Origin of the sequence: Microseira wollei NIES-4236 (genome assembly GCF_020521235.1) — a bacterium.
GTDB classification, from domain to species: Bacteria; Cyanobacteriota; Cyanobacteriia; order Cyanobacteriales; family Aerosakkonemataceae; genus Microseira; species Microseira wollei.
Window position 1 is genome coordinate 1 of sequence record NZ_BLAY01000351.1, and the last position, 4,093, is coordinate 4,093.

Annotated in this window: 5 protein-coding genes; 3 read left to right on the top strand and 2 right to left on the bottom strand. The window is 48.5% G+C overall.

All coding sequences use genetic code 11. The annotated features are described in order from the left end of the window. A partial coding sequence (locus MiSe_RS47945) for a hypothetical protein (protein WP_226594383.1) occupies positions 1-208 on the top strand: 208 nt, incomplete at its 5' end. A gap of 621 nt (positions 209-829) precedes the next feature. Here MiSe_RS47945 and MiSe_RS47950 read toward each other — a convergent pair. Together MiSe_RS47950 and MiSe_RS51810 are read right to left on the bottom strand one after the other, a co-directional pair. Next, positions 830-1,573 (bottom strand): WecB/TagA/CpsF family glycosyltransferase, encoded by a 744-nt coding sequence (locus MiSe_RS47950; RefSeq protein WP_226594386.1) that lies wholly within the window; start codon positions 1,571-1,573, stop codon positions 830-832. A 130-nt stretch (positions 1,574-1,703) separates the two neighbouring features. Next, entirely contained in the window at positions 1,704-1,835 is a 132-nt protein-coding gene (locus MiSe_RS51810) for a hypothetical protein (protein WP_264197128.1), read from the bottom strand. A 378-nt stretch (positions 1,836-2,213) separates the two neighbouring features. Here MiSe_RS51810 and MiSe_RS47955 point away from each other — a divergent pair, with 378 nt between their 5' ends. Both MiSe_RS47955 and MiSe_RS47960 read left to right on the top strand, forming a co-directional pair. Next, positions 2,214-3,683, top strand: a complete 1,470-nt coding sequence (locus MiSe_RS47955; RefSeq protein WP_226594389.1) for a sensor histidine kinase — start codon at positions 2,214-2,216, stop codon at positions 3,681-3,683. A gap of 25 nt (positions 3,684-3,708) precedes the next feature. Then, on the top strand, positions 3,709-4,093 hold a 385-nt coding region (locus MiSe_RS47960), incomplete at its 3' end, for a hypothetical protein (protein ID WP_226594392.1).

Consider the following 4,093-nt stretch of genomic DNA (forward strand, 5'->3'; position numbering starts at 1 on the left):
CAAAATTTATTCTACGCCGTGCCCCCTGGGCATTTATACAAGTTGTATTGACACGGCATTTTCCAACCTTTGGTATAAACCAAAATTTATTCTACGCCGTGCCCCCTGGGCATTTATACAAGTTGTAGGGGCACGGCATTTTCCAACCTTTGGTATAAACCAAAATTTATTCTACGCCGTGCCCCCTGGGCATTTATACAAGTTGTAGGGACATGGCATTTTCCAACCTTTGGTATAAACCAAAATTTATTATACGCCGTGGCCCCTGGGCATTTATACAAGTTGTAGGGGCACGGCATTTTCCAACCTTTGGTATAAACCAAAATTTATTCTACGCCGTGCCCCCTGGGCATTTATACAAGTTGTAGGGGCACGGCATTTTCCAACCTTTGGTATAAACCAAAATTTATTCTACGCCGTGCCCCCTGGGCATTTATGCAAGTTGTAGGGACATGGCATTTTAAAACCTTTGGTATAAACCAAAATTTATTCTACGCCGTGCCCCCTGGGCATTTATACAAGTTGTAGGGGCACGGCATTTTAAAACCTTTGGTATAAACCAAAATTTATTCTACGCCGTGCCCCCTGGGCATTTATACAAGTTGTAGGGGCACGGCATTTTCCAACCTTTGGTATAAACCAAAATTTATTCTACGCCGTGCCCCTGGGCATTTATACAAGTTGTAGGGGCACGGCATTTTCCAACCTTTGGTATAAACCAAAATTTATTCTACGCCGTGCCCCCTGGGCATTTATACAAGTTGTAGGGGCACGGCATTTTCCAACCTTTGGTATAAACCAAAATTTATTCTACGCCGTGCCCCTACTATTAACTGCGAATAAAAGCCCGCCACGCGAACAGAGGTAACGCCAACATTCGCCGCCAACGCCAAGGTTCTTGATACAGACGATAAAGCCACTCTAAATGATTATTTCTCAACCAAGCGGGAGCGCGGGACTTATTACCTGCCCAGATATCGAAACTGCCACCAACGCCGATCCAAGTGGCGTGGGGACAAAGGTGACGGTTTTGGGCGATCCACAATTCTTGGCGCGGGACGCCCAAACCGACTAAAATCAGGCGGGGCTGTAAATCTTGGAGGGTTTGTAGCAGTTGTTGTTCTTCTTGGGGCGAGAGATAGCCGTGAGCGGTGCGGGCGATCGCTAACCCCGGTACTCTACGCTGCCACATTTGTGCTGCTTCCTGAGCTACTCCGGGCGCGCCGCCGTAGAAAAATACAGGCCAAGACTTGCCCATTTGCCCAGCTTGCCACAAGAGAGACTCTGCCAATTCAATACCCGGACAACGCTGCACCTGCTTACCTTGGAAACGCAAGTACAGGACTACTCCCGATCCATCGGGGATTACCAACTCGGCTTGGGCGATCGCATCAGCCAAGTTAGCATTTTGCTCTGCCTGCACGGTCATTTCAGCATTTAGCGTCACCACGTGACCGCCCATACGCCTTTTCAACCGCTCTATCAGCCAGCCTGGATAATCATCTAAGAGATGAACTGGGAGTCCCAGCACGGAAAACCGTTGGGGTGCCTCAGTTACAACCTGTTTTTGCACAGTCTCTCCTTACCCTACTTTATGCAACAATAGCGTACCTCGATCCTCGATTGGCGCCCAGACTTCCAACGGACTATATTACAACACAGATTTGCTTCAAAGATAGCCGTTGGAGGGCTTTTGATCTTGCTCAAACAACTCGTTTGACCGAACCATCAGCATATAACTCCATCGGCACTAACTCTAGTTTACCGTTAACTTTGACCTTAGAGTAGACAATGCGAACTAACGGAGAGTTGTTTTTGTTCTGGCGAGAAGACATATCGATCACCTTAATTTTTTTAACGTCGATTAGAGCAACAATGCTTGATGGAAATATTGGGTTGGTTTGTATTCCCTACTTATGTTTTCCAAACAGCTTGTTAAATATCCGGTTAAAATGAATCTAGTTTTGATAAAGCTTTTGAAAACCTTTTAAAGAGTAGAGTTTGCTGTGTTTCAACCAAGGGCAGATTGGTCATCGGGGAGAGTCTACCACCTGCTACTAACTCCTACAATAAATGGCAGAGAAATTCCAGGAATCTCAAGCTAAAACATTTGACAAGCATTGGGGCTAGGGACTAGGGGCTAGGGGCTATGGCTTACATTTTCGTACCTTGGGTGCTACAGATGAAGCTGCCAAGTGTCCTAAAATAGCTTAATGTTTCAAGCAACTCGCAGGCGTTTAGCTCTTTGGTACACAGCCGTCACCGCAGTGGTGCTGCTGCTGTTTGCGACGGGCGTTTATATGTACGTCCGCAGCACTTTAATTGAACGAGTCGATGATACGCTTAACCATGTGGTGGAAGTGGTAGTGCGATCGCTCGTCATCGATCCAGTCAACAGTGCGGGCGATGGCAAATTGCGTATTAATCTAGAAGCCAGTTTTCCAGACAATGCCGACACCGTCGAAGACGATCGGATTGACTTAGAGTGGTTCAGTCCGACTGGCGAATTATTGTGGTCTACTTTTTCCTTCCCACTCAATATTCCCATCCATCTCAACCGTACCGGGGAAACCGTGCGCGTGGTGAGGTGGGCGGGTCAGCAGAGGAGCAGAGGAGCAGAGGGGCAGGGGAGTAGGGGCAATGTCCCCGTGCTTGCCCCAACAGCAGAGGAGAATTACCAATCCAAAATCCTCGAGCCAAAATCGAAAATTGAACCCTCCACTCTCGTCTTGCGGCAAGTAACCGAACGGGTAGAAATGGGACGACAGGTATTAGGTTATCTCCGGGTCAGCCATCCTTGGTTTGAAGTAACAAAACCCAGCCGCCAGCTAATTTTCGATCTCAGTTTGGGCATTGGTTTGATGGTAATCTCTGTAGCAGCAATTGGCTGGTTTCTTTCCGGACTGGCAATGAAACCCGTGGGAGAATCTTATCAACGCCTCAAACAATTCACCGCCGACGCTTCCCACGAACTCAGAAGCCCAATTGCCACGATTCAAACTAACGTACAGGTGGCTTTGGCAGATCCAGATTTAGAACCCCAGATGCATAGGCAGCAGTTACAGGTGATAGAAAGATTAACCCAGCGACTGGGGCGACTGGTGGACGATCTGCTGTTTTTGGCCAGACAAGATAGTGGCATGGTACAGCCTTGTTTTACTCCGGTTCCTCTGGATGCCTTATTAATGGAAGCGATCGAAGAACAACGTTTGGTAGCAGCCTCAAAAAACATTAACCTATCTTTAGATCTTGTAGAACCACCAACTGACATAACTACCGATATGTCAGAGGAAATTTATACCCTGGAGGGAGACTGGGATCAATTGGCACGTTTATTTACAAATTTGGTGGGTAATGCGGTGCAATATACCTTGCCAGGGGGTCGAGTTGACGTAGAATTACAGCAAATTGGACGCCACAACCATACCCAGTTGCAAGTGAAAGTAAAAGATACCGGCATTGGTATTCCAGAAGATGCCCTAGCGCACCTATTTGATCGCTTTTATCGCGTCGATCCGGCGCGCAGTCGCGCGCTTGCAGCAGGATCGGGGTTAGGACTAGCGATCGCATCTGCCATCGTCGAAAATCATAAAGGTCACATCCGCGTTGAAAGCACTCTCGATCGCGGCACAACCTTTACCGTTATCTTGCCACGCCGGGTAGGCGAGCAGGTGAGCAAGTGAGCAGGTGAGCAGGTGAGGAGGACTTATGGACGACGAGACCAGAAACCGGGTTTCTTTGCCGATCTCTCCTTCCCCATCCACGATTTTTCACAGAAACCCGGTTTCTTTGCCGGTTTTGCCCCTAAAATCTCACATCCCCCGCCGCGGGGAGAAACCGGGTTTCTTTGCCGAGATCTCCTTCCCCATCCACGATTTTTCACAGAAACCCGGTTTGTTTGCCGGTCAGCTGCTTCCATCTCACATCCCCCGCCGCGGGGAGAAACCGGGTTTCTTTGCCGAGATCTTTTTCACAGAAACCCGGTTTGTTTGCCGGTCAGCTGCTTCCATCTCACATCCCCCGCCGCGGGGAGAAACCGGGTTTCTTTGCCGAGATCTTTTTCACAGAAACCCGGTTTGTTTGCCGGTCAGCT